The 21,483-nt window shown below is 75.6% G+C and carries 20 protein-coding genes; 12 read left to right on the top strand and 8 right to left on the bottom strand.

What is annotated here, in order from left to right:
* The coding region (locus amrb99_RS46770) for a hypothetical protein (protein WP_241756596.1) at positions 1–618 on the top strand (618 nt) is incomplete at its 5' end.
* Here amrb99_RS46770 and amrb99_RS46775 read toward each other — a convergent pair.
* Positions 615–1,019 carry a DUF6069 family protein gene (locus amrb99_RS46775; RefSeq protein ID WP_190868554.1) on the bottom strand — a complete coding sequence of 135 codons (405 nt, stop codon included), beginning with the start codon at positions 1,017–1,019 and terminating at the stop codon, positions 615–617. The genes amrb99_RS46770 and amrb99_RS46775 overlap by 4 nt on opposite strands.
* 131 nt (positions 1,020–1,150) lie before the next feature.
* On the opposite strand from amrb99_RS46775, the gene amrb99_RS53565 reads away from it, so the two are divergent.
* Both amrb99_RS53565 and amrb99_RS46785 read left to right on the top strand, forming a co-directional pair.
* On the top strand, positions 1,151–2,308 hold the full coding sequence (locus tag amrb99_RS53565) for a histidine kinase (RefSeq protein WP_190868555.1): 1,158 nt from the start codon (positions 1,151–1,153) through the stop codon (positions 2,306–2,308).
* On the top strand, positions 2,296–2,979 hold the full coding sequence (locus tag amrb99_RS46785) for a response regulator transcription factor (RefSeq protein ID WP_190868556.1): 684 nt from the start codon (positions 2,296–2,298) through the stop codon (positions 2,977–2,979). Before amrb99_RS53565 ends, amrb99_RS46785 begins: the two co-directional genes overlap by 13 nt.
* A 52-nt stretch (positions 2,980–3,031) precedes the next feature.
* Here amrb99_RS46785 and amrb99_RS46790 read toward each other — a convergent pair whose 3' ends face one another.
* The 3 genes from amrb99_RS46790 to amrb99_RS46800 are packed head-to-tail and all read right to left on the bottom strand — an operon-like array spanning position 3,032 to position 4,477.
* Positions 3,032–3,463, bottom strand: coding sequence for a DUF3995 domain-containing protein (locus tag amrb99_RS46790; RefSeq protein WP_190868557.1), 432 nt, complete (start codon positions 3,461–3,463; stop codon positions 3,032–3,034).
* Between the two features lie 46 nt (positions 3,464–3,509).
* Positions 3,510–3,968, bottom strand: coding sequence for a hypothetical protein (locus amrb99_RS46795; RefSeq protein ID WP_190868558.1), 459 nt, complete (start codon positions 3,966–3,968; stop codon positions 3,510–3,512).
* Entirely contained in the window at positions 3,965–4,477 is a 513-nt protein-coding gene (locus amrb99_RS46800) for an RNA polymerase sigma factor (RefSeq protein WP_206700379.1), read from the bottom strand. Before amrb99_RS46800 ends, amrb99_RS46795 begins: the two co-directional genes overlap by 4 nt.
* 45 nt (positions 4,478–4,522) lie before the next feature.
* Between amrb99_RS46800 and amrb99_RS46805 the strand changes: the two genes are divergently transcribed.
* The 4 genes from amrb99_RS46805 (at position 4,523) to amrb99_RS46820 (ending at position 7,259) form a co-directional block, all read left to right on the top strand.
* On the top strand, positions 4,523–4,744 hold the full coding sequence (locus amrb99_RS46805) for a hypothetical protein (protein ID WP_151546928.1): 222 nt from the start codon (positions 4,523–4,525) through the stop codon (positions 4,742–4,744).
* Between the two features lie 24 nt (positions 4,745–4,768).
* Positions 4,769–5,623, top strand: a complete 855-nt coding sequence (locus amrb99_RS46810; RefSeq protein WP_190868560.1) for an oxidoreductase — start codon at positions 4,769–4,771, stop codon at positions 5,621–5,623.
* A 102-nt stretch (positions 5,624–5,725) separates the two neighbouring features.
* Positions 5,726–6,331, top strand: a complete 606-nt coding sequence (locus tag amrb99_RS46815) for a sigma-70 family RNA polymerase sigma factor (protein WP_190868561.1) — start codon at positions 5,726–5,728, stop codon at positions 6,329–6,331.
* On the top strand, positions 6,324–7,259 hold the full coding sequence (locus tag amrb99_RS46820) for a CU044_5270 family protein (RefSeq protein WP_190868562.1): 936 nt from the start codon (positions 6,324–6,326) through the stop codon (positions 7,257–7,259). The genes amrb99_RS46815 and amrb99_RS46820 overlap by 8 nt, the downstream gene beginning before the upstream one ends.
* A gap of 52 nt (positions 7,260–7,311) precedes the next feature.
* Here amrb99_RS46820 and amrb99_RS46825 read toward each other — a convergent pair whose 3' ends face one another.
* Both amrb99_RS46825 and amrb99_RS46830 read right to left on the bottom strand, forming a co-directional pair.
* Entirely contained in the window at positions 7,312–7,905 is a 594-nt protein-coding gene (locus amrb99_RS46825) for a pyridoxamine 5'-phosphate oxidase family protein (protein WP_190868563.1), read from the bottom strand.
* Complete coding sequence (locus tag amrb99_RS46830) at positions 7,889–8,758, bottom strand: helix-turn-helix transcriptional regulator (protein ID WP_190868564.1); 870 nt, start codon at positions 8,756–8,758, stop codon at positions 7,889–7,891. Before amrb99_RS46830 ends, amrb99_RS46825 begins: the two co-directional genes overlap by 17 nt.
* A gap of 527 nt (positions 8,759–9,285) precedes the next feature.
* On the opposite strand from amrb99_RS46830, the gene amrb99_RS46835 reads away from it, so the two are divergent.
* The 3 genes from amrb99_RS46835 to amrb99_RS46845 are packed head-to-tail and all read left to right on the top strand — an operon-like array spanning position 9,286 to position 16,394.
* Positions 9,286–15,126, top strand: coding sequence for an SDR family NAD(P)-dependent oxidoreductase (locus amrb99_RS46835; protein WP_347257164.1), 5,841 nt, complete (start codon positions 9,286–9,288; stop codon positions 15,124–15,126).
* The gene (locus amrb99_RS46840; RefSeq protein WP_190868566.1) at positions 15,123–15,557 is read left to right on the top strand and encodes an acyl-CoA thioesterase; all 435 of its coding nucleotides are present in this window, start codon (positions 15,123–15,125) and stop codon (positions 15,555–15,557) included. Before amrb99_RS46835 ends, amrb99_RS46840 begins: the two co-directional genes overlap by 4 nt.
* A 33-nt stretch (positions 15,558–15,590) precedes the next feature.
* Positions 15,591–16,394 (top strand): SAM-dependent methyltransferase, encoded by an 804-nt coding sequence (locus tag amrb99_RS46845; RefSeq protein WP_190868567.1) that lies wholly within the window; start codon positions 15,591–15,593, stop codon positions 16,392–16,394.
* Between the two features lie 60 nt (positions 16,395–16,454).
* Here the strand turns inward: amrb99_RS46845 and amrb99_RS46850 are convergent, their stop codons facing one another.
* Complete coding sequence (locus amrb99_RS46850; RefSeq protein WP_190868568.1) at positions 16,455–17,333, bottom strand: alpha/beta fold hydrolase; 879 nt, start codon at positions 17,331–17,333, stop codon at positions 16,455–16,457.
* A gap of 70 nt (positions 17,334–17,403) precedes the next feature.
* On the opposite strand from amrb99_RS46850, the gene amrb99_RS46855 reads away from it, so the two are divergent.
* The gene (locus tag amrb99_RS46855) at positions 17,404–18,090 is read left to right on the top strand and encodes a glycerophosphodiester phosphodiesterase family protein (RefSeq protein WP_190868569.1); all 687 of its coding nucleotides are present in this window, start codon (positions 17,404–17,406) and stop codon (positions 18,088–18,090) included.
* A gap of 297 nt (positions 18,091–18,387) precedes the next feature.
* Here the strand turns inward: amrb99_RS46855 and amrb99_RS46860 are convergent, their stop codons facing one another.
* Positions 18,388–19,833 carry a DEAD/DEAH box helicase gene (locus amrb99_RS46860; protein WP_347257165.1) on the bottom strand — a complete coding sequence of 482 codons (1,446 nt, stop codon included), beginning with the start codon at positions 19,831–19,833 and terminating at the stop codon, positions 18,388–18,390.
* Positions 19,834–20,403: 570 nt separating this feature from the next.
* Here amrb99_RS46860 and amrb99_RS46865 point away from each other — a divergent pair.
* A partial coding sequence (locus amrb99_RS46865) for a serine/threonine-protein kinase (protein WP_190868570.1) occupies positions 20,404–21,483 on the top strand: 1,080 nt, incomplete at its 3' end.

The raw sequence follows: 21,483 nt of genomic DNA on the forward strand, positions 1-21,483 counted from the left end.
CCCGCCGCGGTGCCCGGGGCCGTTCCGGCGGCGGACGCGTCGACCGTTCCGCATGAGCGGCGGCGCGGACGGCGGCGGGCGGGCGTGCTGGCCGGGGCCGGCGCCGCGGTCGTCGCGGGCGCCGCGGTGTTCGGGTTCGTGCAGATGGCGGACGGCGACACGGGCGGCGGGGGCCCGCACGCGTCTCCGCAGGGGACGGCGGGCACCGCCGCGGGCGAGGGGCGGGCCGCGGAGGCGGGACGTGCGGGCGCCCCCGGCGGCGAGAGCCCGACCGCGACCCGGAGCCCCGGCGCGAGCCCGAGCCGGAGCGCGACGGCGTCGCGTCCGGCATCGTCGAGGAAGCCGTCGAGCGGGCCGTCGTCCCGGCCGTCGTACAAGCGGGTCGAACTGGGGCCCGGCCACTTCACGGCGTACTGCGCGAAGCTCGGCTGGGAGTGGGAGGAGTACCGGGACACCCCGCAGCCCGGCGCGTACTGCGTGGCGCACAAGCGGGCCGCCCAGCTGATGTCGAAGGCGCAGCTCGACGCGGGGTGCCGCTGGCGGTACGACGACCCCCGCGCCCAGCACTACTTCAAGGGCGAGTCGAACTACTGCTACACGACGAAGCCCGTCTCCTAGCAGCGGGTGCGCGCGGTGCGGCCCAGGCCCGCGATGAGGATGGCGCCGACGACCAGGTGCATCGCCATCAGCGCGACATAGGTGCCGGGGCCTTCGGAGTCCAGCGGGCCGGTCAGCGAGACGCCGAGGACGATGCCGGCGGTGATGCCCCAGGTCCGGCCGGGGCGCTTCGCGCGGCGTTCCAGGACGGCCAGCAGCCCCCAGGCGGCCAGCCCGACCAGCAAGGTGAACACGATCACGGCGGCGGGGCCGACGTGCTGGCCGCGTGCGTGCATGCCGGCACCGCCGATCGGGTCGGCGACCGCCCAGACGAGCAGCGCGGCGCCGGCCGCGGCGACGAGGGTGAGGGCGCGGCGGGCGGTGGTGCCGCCGGCGGGACGGGTTCCGGTCATCTCGTTCATGGCCGCCACGATCGCCGCCGGACGGGGCGCGGCGCATCGGGCGGGCGGCTGCGGCGGTTCCGTCCCCGGTCCGGGGGACCCCCTACTTCGGTAGGTGTCGGGGCCGCCGGGCCCCGTCTTACCCTGACCCCGTGAACAGCGAGGACATCTGCGAAGCCGAGCGGCGCGGCCCGCGGCTCGCCGTCGGCGCGGCCGTGGTCGTCGCCGCCGTCGGGGCGCTCGGCGCGGTGACGCTCTGGGGCCGGCCCGCGGGGGACGCGGTGCCGCTCGGCCTCGACATCGCGGCCGGGGTGCTGGCCTGCGCGCTGTCGCCGTCCGTCCTGTGGCGCCCGGTGCCGGGGACGCTCGCGCTGACCGTGCTGGCCGCGCTGTCCCCGGCGGCGACGCCCGCGGCGACCTTCGGCGCGTTGCACGTCGCGCAACGGCGCCGGTTCCCGGTCGCGGTCGCGGTCGGCGCCGCGGGGATCGCCGTGCACGCGGCGCGCGGCCTCTGGCGGCCGATGGGCGGCATCACCTACGCCTGGTGGCTGCTGCTGGTCGCCCTCGCGTACGGCGCGCTCGTCGGGTGGGGCGCGCTGACGCAGGCGCGCCGCGCGCTGCTGGCCTCGCTGCGCGAGCGCGCTCGCCGCGCCGAGGCCGAGCAGGGCCGCCGGGTCGCCGAGGCCCGGATGCTGGAGCGCACCCGCATCGCCCGCGAGATGCACGACGTCCTCGCGCACCGGCTGTCGCTGCTGGCGACCTACGCGGGCGCGCTGGAGTACCGTCCGGACGCGCCGCCGGAGAAGCTCGCGCAGGCCGCCGGGGTGGTCCGCGCCGGGGTGCACCAGGCCCTCGACGAGCTGCGCGAGGTGATCAACATCCTGCGGGACGAGGACGCCGGCGACGACGACCGGCCCCAGCCCGTCCTCACCGACCTGCCGGCGCTGGTGGCGGAGTCCCGCGACGCGGGCGGGAGCGTGCAGCTGCGGGACGAGGTCGTCGAGCCCGCCGCGCTGCCCGCCGCCGCCGGGCGCACCGCGTACCGGGTCGTCCAGGAGGGGCTGACGAACGCCCGCAAGCACGCCGCGGGCCGCCCCGTCCGAGTGGCGGTCGAGGGCCGTCCCGGCACCCGGCTGGTGATCGACATCCGGAACCCGCTGCCGCCGGACGGCACCGCCCCGCTCGCCCCCGGCACCGGGACGGGCCTGGTCGGGCTGACCGAGCGGGTCCAGCTGGCCGGCGGCCGGCTGGACCACGAGGTCGCCGCCGGGGAGTTCCGGCTGCGCGCCTGGCTACCATGGCCGGCGTGACGGCTTCCGGGACCAGCGGTGACCGCCCCCTGCGCGTGCTGATCGTGGACGACGACGCCCTCGTCCGGGCGGGCCTGTCGATGATGCTGGACGGCGTCCACGGCATCTCGGTCGTCGGGGAGGCGGCGGACGGCGCGGAGGTGCCGGAGGCCGCCGACCGGCACGCGCCCGACGTCGTCCTGATGGACCTGCGGATGCCCCGGGTCGACGGCATCACCGCGACCCGCGGCCTGCGCCGCCGCGATCCCGCGCCCGAGGTCATCGTCCTGACCACGTTCGACACCGACGAGAACATCCTGCACGCGCTGCGCGCCGGCGCGAGCGGGTTCCTGCTGAAGGACACGCCGCCCGCGCAGATCGTCGACGCGGTCCGGCACGTGGCGTCCGGCGAGCCGATCCTGTCCCCGCGGATCACCCGGCGGCTGATGGACCGCGCCGCCACCCAGGCGGGCGCCTACGAGCGCGCCCGCACCGCGCTCGGGCGGCTCAGCCCGCGCGAGGGCGACGTGGTCGTCGCGATCGCGGAGGGCCGCTCCAACGCCGAGATCGGCGCCGCGCTGTTCATGAGCGTGGCGACCGTCAAGGCGCACGTGTCGAGCATCCTGACGAAGCTGGATCTCGACAACCGCACCCAGATCGCCCTGCTCGCCCACGACGCCGGGCTCGCCTGACCGGGCGGCAGGCCGTGGCGGCGGACCGCCACGGCCGGGACGTCTTCGCAGGTCAGCCGATGGCCACGCGCACGGTCGCGGCCGTCAGCACGAAGCACAGCGGCGTGTAGACGGCGAGGTTGAGCCGGTAGAAGGCGGATTCGCGGCGAGCGCCGACGCCCAGGGCCCAGACGACGCCCGCGCTCGCGCGCAGGGCGACGCCCGCGGCGACGGCGACGGTCCCCGCCGCCGGGATCCAGCCGGGGACGCCGGTGAGGATCATCCCGGCCCGCGCCGGAACGGCGATCGCGCCGGCCGCCAGGACGAGGACGAGCGGCGCCAGCACCCGGGGAGTGAAGGGGACGTCCGCGTTCAGCAGGCCCTGGGACAGGGCGGCGACGTCGCGGGCGGGCCAGGTGCGGCCGGTCATCCAGTACACGTGCAGGACGGCGTCGAGGCCGAGGACCGCGGCGGCCAGGAGGGCCGCCAGTTCGAGAATGCTCATGCCTGGAAGAGGGCGCGGACCTCCCGCGCCACTCCCGTGATCCGCGTCACTCCGCCGGAGTGAACCGCCTGACGAACCGGCGCAGGACGGCGGGGCCCAGCACGCGGCGCAGCACCGGGCCCGCGACGCGCACGCCCGGGACGCGGAACCCGGCCATGTACGCGAAGCGGGTCGCGTCCCCTTCGGGAACGGCCGCCATGCCGAACACCAGGAAACGGCTCTGCATCAGGCACCAGCCGGGACGCAGCACCATGTCGAAGCGCGCGCGCAGCCCGGAACGTCCGTGCACCATCGCGCGCATCCTCTCGCCCTCGCGTTCGGTGACGCGCAGGGACCGGACGTCGGGCACCAGGCCGGGGAAGCCGCGCTCCGGGTCGCCCAGCACCGTCCACACGTCCTCGAACGCGGCCGGCAGGACCGTCTCCTCCAGCAGCACGCCGGGGTACGCGGCGGCCAGCGCGCGGAGCCGGCGCACGCCGTCCAGCTCTCCGAGCGGCCAGGTCACGGCGGGCTCCCTTCGTTGCGCCAGCTCAGCCGGAACCGCGCCCGCGCCCGGAACAGCCGCGACCGGACGGTCCCGGCCGGGACCCGCAGCAGCCGCGCCGCGGTCTCCTCGTCCAGCCCCTCCAGGTCGCGCAGCACCAGCACGGCGCGGTGCTCGGGGGACAGCCGGTCGAGCACGTCGCGGACGTCGGCGGCCAGCGACGGATCGCCGGGCGCGGGCAGGTCGGCCGGCTCGGCGGGGACGGCCCGGGACGACTGCCGGGCGACCCGGACGGCCTCCCGGACGGCGATGACCCGCACCCAGCCGAGGAGCGCGTCCGGGTCGCGGAGCGTCCGCAGGTTGCGCATCACCGCGATCAGCGCCTCCTGCGCGGCGTCCGGCGCGTCCTGCAGCGCGATCGGCCCGCAGAGCCGCCGCACGTACGGGGCGAGTGCCGCGAGCACCTCGTCCAGCGCCATCAGGTCGCCGCGTTGCGCACGCCGCACGACGTCGGGGTCCGGCGTGCTCACGGGCCCGACCTTACTCCCGGAATGACTCGATAGTATGTTCGAGTCGTGCATGTCCCGTTCCTGTGCCCGCGCGGCCACCGCCTCGTCCCGGGCCGCGTGATCGTCGGCTGGTCGCCCTGCGTCTGCCCGCCCTGCGGCGGCCGCGCCCGCGGCCTGCGCGGCCACCGCACCTACCTCTGCCTCGACTGCAAGGACGAGCACGTCACGACCAAGTGCTACCTCCCGCACCACGTCCCCGCCCAGGGCGCCGCCTACCGCTGGCCGTGACCCCCGGAGGCTAGGGTGGCGATCATGGGTGGACGGTGGGCGCTCGGCGGGGACCTGGACGTCGCGCGGATCGGGTACGGCGCGATGCGGCTGTCGGGCTGGCCGGGCGGCCCCCGCCCCGACCGCTACACGGCCCTCGCCGTGCTGAACCGCGCCGTGGAGCTCGGCGTGAACCACATCGACACCTCGAACTACTACTCCCACGACGGGGTGTCGGCCAACGAGCTGATCCGCGAGGCGCTGCACCCCTACCCGGACGACCTGGTGATCGTCACCAAGGTCGGCGCGCTCGTCGAGGGCTCCGACATCCACCGGCCCGCCGAGGAGCACACCGGCCTCACCCCCTCCGGCCTGCGCCGCGCCGTCGAGGCGAACCTGCGCACCCTCGGCCTGGACCGCCTGGACGTCGTGAACCTGCGGATGGGCGTCCTCGGCCCCTCCGAGGACTCCCTGGCCGAGCCCCTCGAATCGCTGCTCGCGCTGCGCGACGAGGGCCTGATCCGCCACCTCGGCGTCTCCAACGTCACCCCGGCCCAGGTCGCCGAGGCCCGCCGGATCGCGCCGATCGCGTGCGTCCAGAACCAGTACAACGTCGCCCGGCGCGACGACGACCCCCTCGTGGACGCGTGCGCCGAGGCGGGCATCGCCTACGTCCCGTTCTTCCCGGTCGGCGGCTACGAGCCGCTCACGGCCGACCACCTCAACGCCGTCGCCGTCCGCCACGGCGCGACCGTCCCGCAGGTCGCCCTCGCCTGGCTGCTGGCCCGCTCCCCGAACATCCTGCTCATCCCCGGCACCGGTTCCCCGGCCCACCTGGAGGAGAACATCGCCGCCGCCGACCTCCGCCTCACCCCCGAGGATCTCGCCGACCTCGGCTGACCTGCCGGGAACCCGGAGACGCCGTCCGAGGGATAACCGGTGTAGGCACACCGCGACCCTGGGAGGCCCCCCGATGGCAGAGCCGTCCGCACGACCGGCCGCGTGGTGATCGGTATCCGGGCGCGGCCCGGCCGCCCGGCCGCGACGGCGCAGGGCGACGCCGAGCTGATCCGCAGATCGCTCGCGGAACCGGAGGCGTTCACCGGCCTGTACGACCGGCACGCGCCCGCGATCCACCGGTACGTCGCGCGCCGCCTCGGACCCGACGCGGCCGACGACCTGATGGCCGAGACGTTCCTGATCGCCTTCCGCAAGCGGCGCCGCTACGACCTGGCCCGCGCGGACGCCCGGCCGTGGCTGTACGGGATCGCGACCCGGCTCGTCGCCCGGCACCGCAAGGCCGAGACGGCCCGGTACCTGCTGCTGGAACGGCTCGGCGGCGAGACGGCCGCCGAACCCGTCGACAGCGAGGCCCGGGTGGCCGCGCAGGCGCTGCGGGGACCGCTCGCCAGGGCGCTCGCCGGCCTGCCCGAGGTCTACCGGGAGCCGCTGCTCCTGGTGGCCTGGGCCGACCTGACCTACGAGGAGGTGGCCGCGGCGCTGGAGATCCCCGTGGGCACCGTCCGGTCCCGGCTGTCGCGCGGCCGGGCCCGGCTCCGCGCGGCGCTCGGCGGCGCCGACCCGACCGAGGAGGACGTCGATGGATGAGATGGCGCTGCTGCGCGAGGCCGGGTCCGGCGTCGCGCCGCCCACGGACGGTGCGCTGCGCGCGGGACGCGACCGGCTCACCGCCGCCGCGCGCCCCGCCCGCCGGTGGTCGCGCCTCCCGAAGCCGGCCGTCATGGGGCTGCTCGCCGGGACGGCCGCGGTGGCCGCCGCGGCCGCGATCACGGTGGCGCAGGTCGTCGCGCCGGACGGCCACGGGGCCGCCACGGCCGCCGCCGCGGAGGTGCTGCGCGACGCCGCCGCCACCGCCCGCAGCGGGCCCCCGGTCGGACCGGGGGCGTACAGCTACACGCGGGAACTGGTCGTCCACCCTGGTGCGCCGGGCGAGGAGCAGTGCACGGAGACCTGGCTCCGTCGGGACGGCTCGATGGCGGCCTTCGCCAAGTACGCGGAGCGGTACGTCGGCCGATGCGATCCCGGCAACCGGCCGGGCCGGATTCCGGCCACCGGATCGGGGCACGACGACCGGCGCCCGGACGCCGACGTCCGCACCCTGCCGGCCGACCCGTCCGCGCTCCGCGCGCGGCTGTACTCCGACGCCGCCCACGGCCGGGGCGAGAACCCGGACACCACGGGCTCGCGCGACCAGATCGTCTTCAACCGCATCGGACGGCTGCTGAGCATGACCGTCCCGCCCGACCTGCGGGCCGCGCTGTTCCAGACGCTCGCGACGATCCCCGGCGTCGACGCCGTCCGCGGCCAGAAGGACGCGCTCGGGCGGCCGGGGATCGCGCTGGTCCGGTCCTTCGACGACAGGACGGTCCCGGGCAGCCTGGCGATCATCCTGGCCCCGGGCACGTACCGCTACCTCGGCTGGAAGACGGTGCAGGACATGGGGGACGGATACCAGACCGAGCTCACGGCCCTGGTGGCCACCGCCGCCGTCTCGAGGCCCTTCCAGCGCCCCTGAGACGTCCCGCCCGGCCCCGCCTGACCCCGCCCGGCCCCGCGGCCGGGCGGGGTCAGGTCTCCCGGGGGAGCGGCGGCAGCGGCAGGGGGAGTCCCGGCAGGCCGTCGATGCTGGTCGCGACGTGCTCCTTCTTGTGGAAGTACGCGTCGAGCGACTCGTCGGTCTCCCGGGCGAACCGCGACCCGTGCAGCGGGCGGTCCTCCTCGTACGTCATGAACGGGACGGCGTACCCGCACGTGTCGCGGATCTTCTCGGCGCGGACGACGATGATCGCGCGCAGCCCGTGCAGGGTCGGGTCGATGTCCGGGAAATGGCGCATCAGCCCGTCCCAGCGCGGATCGTCGCGGAACACCGGCTCGCCGCGCCCGTGCACCCGCACGATGTTCGGCGGGCCGTCGAACGCGCACCACATCAGCGTGATCCGGCCGTTCTCCCGCAGGTGGGCGATCGTCTCGGCGTTGCTGCCCGCGAAGTCGAGATAGGCGACGGTGAGTTCGTCGAGCACCGCGAACGATCCGGTCAGGCCCTTCGGCGAAAGGTTGACGGTGCCGTTCCCGTCCAGCGGCGCCGTCGCGGTGAAGAAGATGTGCTGCGACTCGATGAACGTCCGCAGCCTGCCCTCGATGCGCTCATAGCTCTTCCCCATCCCCCGAGTATGACTGGGCGGCGAGGGCGGCGAGGGCGGTGCGGGTGGTCTCCAGGAGCGTGCGGGAGTCGGCGGGGGTGAGGGCCTTCTCCTCGACGAGCTTCCAGGTGTCCCACAGGTCGGCCTGGGCGGTGTCGATGCCGAGGGCGGAGTGGACGAGGGAGATCCGCTCGGTGACGCCGGGGAACTCCAGGACGTCGAAGGCGCCGTGCAGGCCCGGGTACGCGCCGGCGCCCGTCGGGACGACGCGGACGGTCGCGCGGGCGTCGGCGGCGAGGTCGAGCAGGTGCGCGACCTGCGCGTGCAGGACGTCGGCGCGGCCGCCGGGGCTCTCCAGCATGTAGCCGTCGATGATCACGTCGAGGGTGCGGGGCTCGCCGAGGGGGCGGTGCTCCTGGCGGTTGCGGAGCAGGTCCCACTCCTCGTCCGGGTCCGCCTCGCGGAGCCCGAAGACCAGGCGGGCGTACTCCTCGCACCAGACCAGCTCGGGCATGCGGGCGATGCCGAACGTGTGGATGTACGGGGACTCCGACTCGACGGTGTAGATGTCGCGGACGAGGGCCTTCAGGCGTCCGACGTGGCGCGCCAGCCAGGGCGGGCCCTCGGGCCGGGTCGCGAGGTCGACGAGGACCGCGCGGACGCGGTCCGGGACGCCGTAGGCGTCGAGGATCGCGCCGACCTGCTCGGGGGTGGGGTCGCCGAAGCCCGTCTCGACGCGGGCGAGCCAGTCGGCGTCGCGGCCGAGGAGCGCGGCGGCGTCGGGGTAGGACAGCTCGAGGAGCTCCCGGATCTTCCGCAGCTGCTGCCCGAGGCTGCGCGCGTTGATGTTCGGGGCTCGGTAATCCACCGGCATGCCTCCAGGGTAGGAGCATCGCGGTTCCGGTGCGCGGTTTTCCGGTCGCCGACCGTGACGGCCATCGGTGGTGAGGGCGGTTGAATTTTCATTTTCCTGTGCCTCTTATTGGGCTAGCCGTCCATTACGGAGGACGGCATCACGTTCGGCTTCGCCGCAGTCGCGGTGTGTGCGGTGAAACGGTCAAAGAGGCATGGGAGGGTGTTCGGGGAACGGGTGGGCGGAAACGAGCGGCCAATGGGACGGGCGGTGCCAGAATGGCCGCCGGAGGGCCGAAAATTTGTCATCGGATGATGGCTTCGGCTTCTTGACGTGGGCTCGAACGCTTGCCTACAGTCGAGTAACTTAGGTTGATCTTGGAGTGGAGCGGGCGTCGACGTGGTCGCCCGCGCCCTCTCGGGACGCCATTCGCGGCGGTCGCCGTATTTTCCTTCGCTCATGGGCTCCGTGGTCATTCCGGCATGCCCGGATTTCCGGGTGGAGGGAGAGCAAGTGCCGCCGGCCTCTCCGCATTCTGGAGGTTTTCCGTGAATTCTCGAATAGCGATCGTCGGCATGGCGTGCCGGTTCCCGGACGCCGCGGACCCCGGCGAGCTGTGGGACAACGTGCTGGCCGGGCGCCGGTCGTTCCGGCGCATCCCGTCCACGCGGATCAGGCTGGAGGACTACTACAGCGCCGACCGCGACTCGGCGGACCAGATCTACATCACCGAGGCCGCGCTGCTGCGCGACTGGGAGTTCGACCGGGTCCGGTTCAAGGTCGCCGGGTCGACGTTCCGCAACGCGGACCTGACGCACTGGCTCGCGCTCGAGACGGCGGCGGAGGCGCTGGCCGACGCCGGGTTCCCGGAGGGGCGCGGCGCGCCGGGCGAGACCACGGGGGTGCTGGTCGGCAACTCGCTGACTGGCGAGGGCATCCGGGCGGCGCAGATGCGGCTGCGCTGGCCCTACGTGCGGCGGGTGGTCGCGGACGCGCTCAAGGACGACGTGGCGGGCGACCGGCTCGCGGCGCTGCTGGCGGAGCTGGAGCACTCCTACAAGGCGCCGTTCCCGGTGCCGGACGGCGACTCGCTGGCCGGCGGGCTGTCCAACACGATCGCCGGGCGGATCTGCAACCACTTCGACTTCAACGGCGGCGGCTACGTCGTGGACGGCGCGTGCGCGTCGTCGCTGCTGTCGGTGATCACGGCGTGCAACGCGCTGGTCTCCGGCGACATGGACCTCGCGGTCGCGGGCGGCGTGGACATCAGCGTGGACGCCACGGAGCTGATCGGGTTCTCGCGGGCGGGCGCGCTGGCCGTCGAGGAGATGCGGGTCTACGACCGGCGGTCGGCCGGGTTCTGGCCCGGCGAGGGCTGCGGGATGGTCGTGCTGATGCGCGAGGAGGACGCCGTCGCGCGCGGCCACCACGTGCACGGCTTCATCGACGGGTGGGGCGTGTCGTCCGACGGCGCGGGCGGCATCACCCGGCCGGAGACCGACGGGCAGCGGCTCGCGCTGGACCGGGCGTACCGGCGCGCCGGGTTCGGCCCGGACGAGGTCGGTTACTTCGAGGGCCACGGCACCGGGACGGCCGTCGGCGACGCGGCCGAGCTGGAGACGCTGATCGAGGCGCGCCGCGCGGCGGGCGCGGGCGGGGTCCCCGCGGCGGTCGGCTCCATCAAGGCGAACATCGGGCACACCAAGGCCGCGGCGGGCATCGCCGGGCTGATCAAGGGCGTCAAGGCGGCCGGGACGGGCGTGCTGCCGCCGACGACGGGGTGCGAGCGGCCGCACCCGCTGCTGGACGAGGGCGGCGACGCGCTGCGCGTGCTGCGCAAGGGCGAGGCGTGGCCGGAGGGCGTGCCGCTGCGCGCGGGCGTCAGCGCGATGGGCTTCGGCGGCATCAACACGCACGTGGTGGTCGAGGCGCCGCGCCCGTCCCGCCGCGCGCGCGTCGACACCCGGACCCGCTCGGTGATCAACTCGCCGCAGGACGCGGAGCTGTTCGCGCTGGACGCCGGCTCGCCGGCGGCGCTGGCCGAGCGCGCGACCGCGCTGGCCGCGGTGGCGGAGGCGGCGGCGCGGTCGGAGCTGCCCGACCTCGCCGCGCACCTGGCGGGGCGGCTGGACCGGCGGCCCTGGCGGGCCGCGGTCGTCGCGAGCGCCCCGGCGCAGCTCGCGGACGCGCTGCGCCGCGTCGCCGAGCTCGCCGCGGAGGGGACCGAGCGGCACATCGACCCGGCGGCCGGCGTGTTCGTCGGCGGGCCGGGCGGGCTGCCGCGCATCGTGTTCCTGTTCCCCGGCCAAGGGTCGGGCACCCGGTCGGACGGCGGGGCGCTGCGCCGCCGCTTCGACACGGTCGACGAGCTGTACGAGGCGGCCGCGCTGCCGGCCGGCGCCGACCAGGTGGAGACGGCGGTCGCGCAGCCGCGCATCGCGACCGCGTCGGCGGCGGGGCTGCGGGTGCTGACGGGGCTCGGCGTGCAGGCGCAGGCGGCCGTCGGGCACAGCCTCGGCGAGATCACCGCGCTGCACTGGGCGGACGCCCTCGACGAGGAGGCGCTGCTGCGGATCGCGGCGGCGCGCGGCGCGACGATGAGCGAGCTGGCCGAGGACGGCGGTTCGATGGCGGGCGTGTCCGCTGACGCGGAGACCGTCGCCGCGCTGCTCGCCGAGCAGGACGACGGCGTCGTCATCGCGGGCCACAACGGGCCGAGGCAGACGGTGGTGTCGGGGCCGTCCGACGGGCTGCTGGCGGTGATCGGCCGTGCGACCCGGGCCGGGCTCCAGGCCGTCCGGCTGCCGGTCTCGCACGCGTTCCACTCGCCGCTGGTCGCGCCCGCCGCCGACGCGTTCGCCGGACGGCTCGGCGAGGAGCCCCTCGCCGGTCCGCGCCGCCAGGTGTACTCGACCGTGACCGGCGCGCCGCTGTCCGCCGCGATGGCGCCGGACGAGCTGCGCGCGCTGCTGCGCGAGCAGATCACCGCGCCGGTGCTGTTCGCCGAGGCGCTCGCGGCCGCGGCCGACGACGCGGACCTGCTGATCGAGGTCGGGCCCGGGCAGGTCCTCACCCATCTCGCCCGCGAGATCACCGGCGTCCCGGCCGTCGCGACCCGCACCGACGAGGACTCGCTCGGCGGGCTGCTCGCCGCGCTCGGCGCCGCGTTCGCCGCGGGTGCCGGCGTCCGCGTCGCCGACCTGTTCGCCGACCGGCTGATCCGCCCGTTCGACCCGGACGCCGAGCCGGCCTTCATCGCCAACTTCTGCGAGATCGTCCCGGAGGTGGACGCGGCGCTGCTCGCCGACGCGTCCGCGCGGGCCGCCACGTCCGGCGGCGGCGCGCCCGGCGGCGACGTCCCCGGCGAGGTGGACGCCGGCGACCCGCTGATGCTGATGCGCACGCTGGTCGCGCGCCGCGCCGAGTTCCCGCTGGAGGCCGTCCAGGCCGACAGCAAGTTCCTCGACGACCTGCACCTCAGCTCGATCGTGGTGTCGGAGCTGGTCGGCGAGGCCATGCGGACCCTCGACCTCGCCGAGACCGCCGCCCCGACCGGCTATGCGACCGCGACGCTCGGCCAGGTCGCCGACACGCTGCAGGAGCTGGTCGCGACCGGCGGCGCCGGAGCGGAGGACACCGAGGCCGCCGCCGCGAGGATCGTCCCGCCGGGCGTGGGCCCGTGGGTGCGGGCCTTCGCGGTGGACCGCCGCCCGGCCGCCGTCCCCGGACGGGCCGCGCCGCGCACCCCGGGCGCCTGGCGGGTCGTCGGCGACCACCCGGCCGCCGGCGCGCTGCGCGAGGCGCTGGAGGCCGCCGAGCTGGGCGAGGGCGTCCTGGTGATCGTCCCGCCGGGGGAGGGGCGGCTCGCGGCGCTGCGCGCGGGCGCCGCCGCGGTCCTCGCCGGCAAGGACGTGACGCGCTGCGTGCTCGTCCAGGACGGCCCCGGCGCGGCCGGGTTCGCCAAGACCCTGCACCTGGAGGCGCCCTGGGTGGCGACGACCGTCGTGTCCGCCGACCTCGCCGACCCGGCGGCCCCGGCGCTGGTCGCGGCGGACGCCGCCGCCACGACCCGGTTCCGCGAGGTGATCCACGAGGGCGGCGTCCGCCGCGAGCCCGTCCTCGCGCCGGTCGCGCCGCACGGCACCGACCTGCCGCTCGGCCCGGACGACGTGCTGCTCGTCACCGGCGGCGGCAAGGGCATCTCCGCCGAGTGCGCCCTCGCCCTGGCCCGCGAGAGCGGCGCGAGGCTCGCCCTGGTCGGACGGTCCGACCCGGCCGGCGACGCGGAGCTGACCGCCAACCTCGAACGCATGGCGGCCGCCGGCGTCACCGCCCGCTACCTGCGCGCCGACGTCACCGACGCCGCCCGGGTCGCCGCGGCCGTCGCCGAGGCGGAGGCGGAGCTCGGCAAGGTCACCGCCGTCCTGCACGGCGCCGGCGGCAACGTCCCGAAGCTCCTCCAGGAGCTCACCGACGACGACTACGCCCGCACGATCGACCCCAAGGTCGCCGGGCTGGAGGCCGTCCTCGCCGCCGTCGACACGGCGGGCCTGCGGCTCGTCGTCACGTTCGGCAGCATGACCGGACGCGCCGGGCTGCGCGGCGAGGCCCACTACGCCGCCGCCAACGAATGGCAGAGCGACCTGGTCGAGCGGCTCGCCGCCGAGCTGCCGCACTGCCGGTTCCGCGCCGTCGAGTGGTCGCTGTGGTCGGGCGTCGGCATGGGCGAGCGGCTCGGCTCCGTCGAGAACCTGTCCCGCGCCGGCGTCACCACGATCACCCCCGACCAGGGCGTGGCGATGCTGCGGGCGCTGGTCGCCGACCCGGACGCGCCCGTCGTCGCCGTCGTCACCGGACGGTTCGGCGAGATGCCGACCGTGTCGTTCGGCGCGGACGAGCCGCCGCTGCTGCGGTTCCTGGAGCGGCCCCGGGTGAACTACCCGGGCATCGAGCTGGTCGCCGACTCCGAGGTCGGCTGGGCCAGCGACCCGTACCTCGCCGAGCACGTGTTCGGCGGTGGCACCGAGGCCGTCCTGCCCGGCACCGTCGGCATGGAGATCATGGCGCAGGCCGCGGCGGCGCTGCTCGGCCTCGACGTCGGCGCGGGCTCGGGGGCGGGGACCGCGCCGGTCCTGACCGACGTCGAGTTCCTGCGGGCGATCGCGGTCGCGCAGGACGCGCCGGTCACCGTCCGGGTCGCGGCGCTGCGCGACGAGTCCGGCGCCGTCGCGACCGTCGTCCGGTGCAGCACCACCAACTTCCAGGTGGACCACTTCCGGGCGGTCTGCGAGCCGCCCGCCGCGACGCCGAAGGGCGCCGGGCTCGTCCGGCCGCAAGACGCCGCGCTGCCGCCCATGGCGATCGACCCGCAGACCGAGCTGTACGGGCCGATGCTGTTCCACGGCCCCCGGTTCCGGCTGATGGGCGACATCCGGCGCGCCGACGCCACGCACGTCACCGCCCGGCTGCTGCCCGACACCCGCGTCGACTGGTTCGGCCGCTACCTGCCGCCGACGCTGCTGCTCGGCGACCCCGCCGCCCGCGACGCCTACATGCAGCCGCTCGCGCTGTGCGCGCCGACCGTCCTGGCGATCCCGGCGGGCGTGCGGCGGCTCGTCCCCGGCCCGAACGCCGGCGCGACGCCCGCGTTCGTCCACGCCCGCTACCGGGTGGGCGAGGACTGCTGGGACATGGAGGTCACCGACGAGGACGGCGAGCTGATCGAGACCTGGGAGGGCTTCACGACCCGATTGGTGGAGAAGTTCCCGCTCCCCGCCGGGTGGGTGCCCGCCCTCCTCGGCCCCTACGTCGAGCACGCCCTCGTCGCGTTCGGCCTGGCCGGGCGCGCGGTGGTCGACACCGACCCGGACGGCGCGTCCCGGCGCGAGGCCGCCGGGCTGGCCGTGCGGCGGCTGCTCGGCGGGGACGTCGAGCTGCGGCACCGCCCGGACGGCAAGCCGGAGGCGAGCAGCGGAGAGACCGTCTCGATCGCGCACCGCTCCGGCGTCACCCTCGCGACCAGCACCCCCGGCTGCGACCTCGAACTCGTCACCGCGCGCGACCGCGACGCCTGGGCGGGCCTGCTCGGACCGGACGGCCTCGCGCTGGCCGAGGCCCTCACCGAGCGCTCCGGCACCACCGGACGCTCCGGCGGTGCCGAGGACTTCGACACGGCCGCGACCCGCGTGTGGGCGGCGGGGGAGTCGGCGGTCAAGGCGGGGCTGCCCGCCGGGACCCCGTTCACCCTGCACTCCACCCACGAGGACGGCTGGGCCGTGCTGGCCGCCGGGGACGTCCGCGTCGCGACCATGGCGACCGGCGTCCAGGGCGTCGCCGAACCGGTCGTGCTGGCCGTCCTGACGGAGCCGTCCGGGGAGGCGCGGGCGTGAAGGGCTACGAGTACCGGCACGTCGTCACCATCGAGGACACCGACCTGCTCGGCAACGTCAACTACGTCAACTACATCAGCTGGCAGGGCCGCGCCCGCGAGCTCTGCCTGCGCGAGTACACCCCCGACGTCGTCGCCGGGTTCGGCGACGGGGTGCGGCTGCTCACCGTCAGCTGCCGGTGCGAGTACCTCCGCGAGCTGACGATCTTCGACGAGGTGATCGTCCGGATGACCCCCGGCGAGGTCGGCCAGACCCAGATGACCATGCGGTTCGAGTACTGGCGGCAGCGCCCGGACGGCGAGGAGCTCGTCGCCACCGGGGAGCAGCGGATCGCCTGCGTCAGCCCCGACGCCGACGGGAACATGGCGCCCGCCCGGCTCCCCGAGTCGATGCGCCGCCTCGTCGAGGCCGTCACCGCCGGCCGCCGCTGAGCCGCCGAGCCCGCCGCTGAAAGGAGAAGGACCATGGAAGGCGTGTCCGCGACGGCCCGCTGGACGGCCGCCGCCCGCGCGGTGGAGTCCCGCCGCCCCGACGCCCTGTTCACCGACGACCTCGCCGAGGCCCTCGCCGGACCCGAGGGCTTCGCGCGCTGGGAGCGCTACGACAACCCCGGCACCACCGAGTTCCTCGCGATCCGCACCCGCTGGCTGGACGAGGTGATCGCCCGGTCCGCGCACACCCAGGTCGTGCTGGTCGCGGCCGGGCTCGACACGCGGTCGGCCCGGCTGCCGTGGCCGACCGGGACCGTCCTGTACGAGCTCGACCAGGCCGACCTCATGGAAGGGAAGGAGAAGAGGCTCGCCGAGCTGGACGTCCGGCACCGCTGCGACCGGCGCGGCATCGGCACCGACCTGACCGGCGACTGGGACGAGGCCCTGCGCGCCGCCGGCTGGGACCCGGCCGTCCCCACCCTGTGGATCGTCGAGGGCCTGCTGTTCTACCTGCCCGAGGACGCCGCCCGGGCGCTGCTGACCAGGCTCGGGACGCTGTCGGCGCCCGGCAGCGCCGCGGCCGGGGACCTGCTGTCCCACCAGTCCATGATCAGCGAGTTCACCCAGGAGGGCCTGGCGCGGCTGCGCGCCGACGGCTGCCCCTGGCTGTGGGGCACCGACCGCCCCGAGGACGTCCTCGCCGCGTGCGGCTGGACGGTCGGCGAGCTGAGGCTGCCGGGCGAGGAGGGCGCCTCGTTCGGCCGCTGGCCGTGGCCGCCGCTGCCCCGCGACACCACCGGCCTGCCGATGAACTACCTGTTCACCGCGACGGTCTGAGCGGCCCTCCGCGGGCCGGGACGCGGCGCCCCTCGGCGCGCCCCGGCTCGGCCCGCGGGGTCACTTCAGCGTGTGCTCGGACAGGTTCCAGAAGTCGGTGAGGGCGGCGGCGGTCGTCTCCGGCGCCTCCCAGGCGGGGGAGTGCGCGGCGCTCGGGATCACGACCCGGGCCGCGTTGAGCCGCTCCGCCATCTCCGCCTGGGCCCGCGGGTCCCAGACGTCGTCGTCCTCGCCGTACAGGACGAGCGTCCGAAGGCCCGTGTCGCCGCAGTGCTTGGCGAGCTCGTCGACCCGGTCGGGCGCGGTGAGGATCTCGCGGGACATGCCGACCAGCCCCGCCTCGGAGTTGCCGAGCGTCCGGTCCTTCAGGAACGCCAGGATGTCCGCCTGGACGCCGCTCGCGACGTAGTCCGGCTCCATGCCGACGCTCCAGATCGCGGCCATGCCCAGCTCGGGGATCGCGTCCCGCAGCGCCCGCGCCTTGTCGGCGGACGGCCCCGTCACGGCGGACGGCCCGGAGCTCATCAGCGTCAGCGACGCCGGCCGCGCCGGCCCCGCCAGGACCGCCTCCCGCGCCACCAGCCCCCCGAACGAGTGCCCCACCAGGTGCACCGGCTCGGGACCCAGCGCCTCCAGCAGCGCCACCAGGTCGGCGCCGAGGGCAGCGCGGCCGTAGGCGTCCGGGTCGTCCGGGCCCGGCGTCTCGTGCTGCCCGCGCATGTCGATCGCCACGACGCGGCGGCCGGACGCGGCGAGCGTCGGCAGCATCGCGAGGAAGTCCTCCTTGCTGCCGGTGAGGCCCGGCACGAGGAGGGCGGGACACCGCTCGGGCACCCGCGACCCCGGCATCGCCTCCAGCGCGGCGAACGGGCCGCGCGACGTCTCGACGGTCGTCCGGCTCACGCCGGGGGGCAGGGTCAGGAACCGGGGCGTACTCACGGAGTGCCACCATACTAAACGGGCATCCGCCGGCCACCGCCGCGAAACCCCGCGATGGTAGCTTCTCAGCGTGCGAGCGAAGCCGGCGATCTCGGCGCATCGACGGGACGACGCGGGCCTGAACGGCCTGCGCGACGCGGTCGGATCCGGGGCCGAGTACGTCGAGATCGACGTCCGGCGCACCGGCGACGGGCGGCTGGTCGTCCACCACGACCGCGAGGTCGGCGGGCTGCCGCTGGCACGGCTGTCCTACCGCCGGGCGAAGGAACTGTCACCCCGCCCGCTGCCGCTGGTGGACGAGGCCATGGAGCTCATCGCCGCGTCCGGCGCGCAGGGCCACCTGGACCTGAAGGAGCGCGGCTGCGAGCACGAGACCGTCGCGCTCGCGATCGAGGCGTTCGGGCCCGGCGGGTTCGTGGTGACGACCCGCGAGGTGGCCTCGCTCGTCGAGATCAAGAGGAGCTTCCCGCGGACCCGGACGGCCCTGTCGGTGGGCCGCAACCTCTGGGAGCCGGGCGTCGCCCGCGACCTCGCGCCGCTGCGCCAGATCCGCCGCGCCGGCGCCGACATGGTCGCGCTCAACCACCGGCTCGCCCGGGTCGGGGTGCTGCGGCAGTGCGGCCGCGCCGGCATCCCCGCGATGATCTGGACGGTCAACGCCGAGCCGCTGATGCGCCGCTTCCTCGGCGACCCCCGCGTCGCCGTCCTGGTCACCGACCACCCCACCACCGCCCTCGGCATGCGGGACGGTATTTAACTGCATTGCCCTTGGCGGTCGGGCCCTGGGGGCCCTCCCTTCGGCGGGCAATGCGTGCGATCGCAGCATCGCTCCGACTCGCCCCGGGGGCTCGCTGCGCGATCGGATTCTCGCTCCGCTCGAATCCGGCTTCGCACGCGATCGCGACGCTTGAGGCTCTTGACCGTTACGGACCTCGGGCCGGTATGCCGGAACGGGTCCGCTGCGCACGCGGCGAGCCTGCTCGCGGATGCCGCGGGCGGACACCGGAAACCGCGAGAGCACGGGGCGGGCCGTGTCTCGCGGTCGGTGCGGACGTCAGGCCGTCTGCGTGGCCTCGGTCGTGTCGGCCGCGGGCTTGCCGGCGCGGGTGCGGCGCCGGGTGCGGCTCCGCTTGCGCTCGGTGGCGACGGCGTCGACGACGTTGTCGGACGCACCCTCCGAGGCCGCCGCGGTCGCGCCGCCCTCGGTCGCCTTGCCCTCGATCGGCTGCCCGCCGCGGGTGCGGGTCCTCGCGCGCTTGCGGCGGCGGGGGCGCGGACGCTCCCGCTCCCGCTCCTCGCGGCGCGCGGTGCTGCGCACCTTGCCGGTCTCGCCGATGTCCTCCAGCTCCTCGGCGTCCAGCCCGGCCCGCTCGTGGCGGTGCTCCTTCGGCAGGGTGCCCTTCGTGCCCTCGGGGATGCCGAGCGCCTCGAAGAAGTGCGGAGAGGTGGAGTAGGTCTCCTCCGGCGCCGCGAACGGCAGGTCGAGCGTGCTGTTGATCAGCTTCCACCGGGTCAGGTCGGCCCAGTCGATCAGCGTGACCGCGACGCCCTCCTTGCCCGCGCGGCCGGTGCGGCCGATGCGGTGCACGTAGGTGTCGGCGCTGTCCGGGCACTCGTAGTTGACGACGTGCGTGACGTCGTCGACGTCGAGCCCGCGGGCCGCCACGTCGGTGGCGACCAGCACGCCGATCTTGCCGTTGCGGAACGCGCGCAGCGCCCGCTCCCGCTGGCTCTGCCCGAGGTCGCCGTGCACGGCGGCGGCGTCGAAGCCGCGCTGCGCCAGGTCGGCGGCGACCCGGTCGCAGGCCCGCTTGGTCTGGCAGAAGATCATCGTCAGCCCGCGGCCCTCGGCCTGCAGCAGCCGCGCCAGCATCTCCGGCTTGTCCATCTGGTGGGCCTGGAAGACGTGCTGGACGACCTGCGGCGTCGCGTCGGACTCGGTGTGCGACTCGGCCCGCACGTTGGTCGGGCGGGTCAGGTAGCGGCGCGACAGCGCGACGATCTCGCCCGGCATGGTCGCCGAGAACATCATCGTCTGCCGCTGCGCGGGGATCCGGTCGATGATCCGCTCGATGTCGGGCAGGAACCCGAGGTCGAGCATGCGGTCGGCCTCGTCCAGCACCAGCACGCCGACCTGCGAGAGGTCCAGGTGCTTCTGCTTGACCAGGTCGAGCAGCCGGCCCGGGGTGCCGACGACCACGTCGACGCCCTCGCGGAGCGCGTCGATCTGCGGCTCGTAGGCGCGGCCGCCGTACACCGACAGCACGCGGGTGCCGAGCTTGCCGCCGGCGACCAGCAGGTCATCGGTGACCTGCAGGGCCAGCTCGCGGGTGGGCGCGACGACGAGCGCCTGCGGCTTCTTGCCGCCGTGCTCGATGCGCTGGAGCAGCGCCGCGCCGAACGCCAGCGTCTTGCCGGTGCCGGTGCGCGCCTGCCCGATGATGTCGTGGCCGCCCAGCGCGATCGGCAGGGCGAGCTCTTGGATGGGGAACGCTTCCACGATGCCCTCGGCCTGCAGGGCATCTGCTATCTCGGGGACGACCCCGAGTTCACGAAAGGTAGTCAGGGCTTTCAGCCTCCAATATGCGGGGTCCTCGCTCCCCGGTGCGGCGCGGCTCGTCGCCCGCGTCGGCAGGATGCCGGCGGGCGGGCCCGTCAGGGGCGCTGTCGATCGAGGTCACAGTCGCCGCCGGCTGGGCTTCGCCGTCCTGGCGCGCCCGCCGGTCGCTTCCTGTGGCCGCGCGCTCGCGCGGGAGGGACCAGCCGTTGATCAAAATGTCTCGGCGACCGCAGTCAGGGGTTGAAAGCAGTCACTCATTGTGGCTGCGTGCGGTCACACTCCGCCACGCAGTGTACCGACCGTCAGTTGCATACACCAATAGCCGATCACTAGACCCAACGTTTCCGTGTTTTCGTCTATTCCATCCCCGCTCGCCAGCGCCGATCCGTGGCGTGGAACGGGCCCGGACGGACCGGCGCGACGGCCCCTCCCGGCGGCCACATCCGGACACCGCGGGCCGCGGACGAGCACCGGTTGCCCGGGGGCGTCACGTGCCCCAGATTGATGGGCATGATCGAACCGTCCGGGGCCGACACGTCGGGGGCGTCCCCATCGCCCGCCGCGCCGTCCGGGGACGCGCCGCCGTCCGCCTCGCCCGCCGAGCCGCCGTCCAGCGAGCCGCCGTCCGGGGACTCGCCGTCCGGCGAGCCGTCGTCCGGTGCTGCGCCGCCGTGGCGCGTCGAGGGCTTCACCGAGGTGCGGGAGCTGGGCGCGGGCGCGCAGGGCCGGGTGGTGCTGGCGCGGCACTCCGCCGCCGGCGCGCCGGTCGCGATCAAGTACCTGGTCCGCCGGGACGGCGACGACGCGGCCATCGAGCGGCTGCGCGCCGAGGCGGTGATGCTCGGCCGCGTCGACGATCCGCACGTCGTCCGGCTCTACCGGTTCGTCAGCGCGGCGCGCGGGGCCGCGCTCGTGATGGAGGCGGTGGACGGGGTCTCGCTCAAGCGGATCCTGGCCGAGCACGGCGCGCTGGAGCCGGAGGCGGCGCTCACCGTGCTGAAGGGGTCCCTGCGCGGCCTCGCCGCCGCCCACGCGGCCGGCGTGGTGCACCGCGACTACAAGCCCGCCAACGTCGTCGTCCGCGCGGACGGACTGAGCAAGCTGATCGACTTCGGGATCGCCACCGCGACCGGGGACGGCTCCGGGGCCGGGACGCCCGCCTACATGGCGCCCGAGCAGTGGGAGCGGCGGCCCGCCTCGCCGGCCACCGACGTGTACGCGGCGACCTGCGTGTTCTTCGAGTGCGTCACCGGCGGCCGGCCCTTCTCCGGGGATCTGGCGGCGCTCCGGGCCGGGCATCTGCACGGCGCGGTCCCGGCCGAGCGCCTCCCGGAGGGGCTCCGGGACCTGGTCGTCCGGGGGATGGCCAAGGCCCCGCATGACCGCCCACCCGGCGCCGCCGCGTTCGCCGCCGAGCTGGAGACGGCCGCCACCGCGGCGTACGGGCCGGGCTGGGAGGGGCGGGGCGTCCGCGCTCTGGCGGGCGCGGCCGTGGCCTTCGCGGCCGTGTTCCCGCTGGCCGCAGCCGGACTGGTCCCGGCGGCCGCGGGAGGCGCGGCGGCAGGCGGTGCCGCGGGCGGTGCGGCGGGC

It is taken from the genome of Actinomadura sp. RB99 (assembly GCF_014706005.1).
In the GTDB taxonomy this organism is placed as follows: domain Bacteria; phylum Actinomycetota; class Actinomycetes; order Streptosporangiales; family Streptosporangiaceae; genus Spirillospora.

Bases quoted from the DNA above. Each gene is read 5' to 3' on its own strand.
- amrb99_RS46785 (WP_190868556.1), top strand. From the start codon at position 2,296: ATGGCCGGCGTGACGGCTTCCGGGACCAGCGGTGACCGCCCCCTGCGC.
- amrb99_RS46825 (WP_190868563.1), bottom strand. From the start codon at position 7,905: ATGGGGAAGAGCTATGAGCGCATCGAGGGCAGGCTGCGGACGTTCATC.
- amrb99_RS46820 (WP_190868562.1), top strand. From the start codon at position 6,324: ATGGATGAGATGGCGCTGCTGCGCGAGGCCGGGTCCGGCGTCGCGCCG.
- amrb99_RS46830 (WP_190868564.1), bottom strand. From the start codon at position 8,758: ATGCCGGTGGATTACCGAGCCCCGAACATCAACGCGCGCAGCCTCGGG.
- amrb99_RS46845 (WP_190868567.1), top strand. From the start codon at position 15,591: ATGGAAGGCGTGTCCGCGACGGCCCGCTGGACGGCCGCCGCCCGCGCG.
- amrb99_RS46790 (WP_190868557.1), bottom strand. From the start codon at position 3,463: ATGAGCATTCTCGAACTGGCGGCCCTCCTGGCCGCCGCGGTCCTCGGC.
- amrb99_RS46775 (WP_190868554.1), bottom strand. From the start codon at position 1,019: ATGAACGAGATGACCGGAACCCGTCCCGCCGGCGGCACCACCGCCCGC.
- amrb99_RS46810 (WP_190868560.1), top strand. From the start codon at position 4,769: ATGGGTGGACGGTGGGCGCTCGGCGGGGACCTGGACGTCGCGCGGATC.